At 64.1% G+C, this 541-nt stretch carries 1 pseudogene; it reads left to right on the top strand.

Annotated elements, in window-relative coordinates:
• Nucleotides 1-541: pseudogene (entE, locus tag RE027_RS18130) on the top strand ((2,3-dihydroxybenzoyl)adenylate synthase EntE); the annotation flags it as partial.

The following is a 541-nucleotide window of genomic DNA, read 5'->3' as shown; positions in this document are numbered from 1 at the left end:
CTTCACCGCGGGCGGCTGCGTGGTGCTGGCGAACGATCCGAGCGCCACGCTCTGCTTCCCGCTGATTGAGCAGCATCAGATAAACGTCACCTCACTGGTGCCGCCCGCGGTCAGCCTGTGGTTGCAGGCGATTGCCGACGGCGCGGGGAACGCCCAGCTGAAATCCCTTGAACTGCTCCAGGTAGGCGGCGCACGTCTCTCCGCCACGCTTGCGGCACGTATTCCGGCGGAAATTGGCTGCCAGCTTCAGCAGGTGTTTGGCATGGCGGAAGGGCTGGTGAACTACACCGCCCTCGACGATGCGCCGGAGCGCATCATCAATACCCAGGGCCGCCCGATGTGCCCGGACGATGAAGTGTGGGTGGCGGACGAGGACGGCAACCCGCTGCCGCGCGGGGAAGTCGGGCGTCTGATGACGCGCGGCCCTTACACCTTCCGCGGCTATTTCAATAGCCCGGAACACAACGCCAGCGCCTTTGATGCCAACGGTTTCTACTGCTCGGGCGATCTGATCGCCATCGATGAGCAGGGTTACATCACC

The sequence above is a fragment of the Kocuria sabuli genome (assembly GCF_040981185.1).
GTDB lineage: Bacteria > Actinomycetota > Actinomycetes > Actinomycetales > Micrococcaceae > Kocuria > Kocuria sabuli.
Note: the sequence above shows the minus strand (reverse complement) of the source record. Positions and strands in the feature narration are given on the sequence as shown.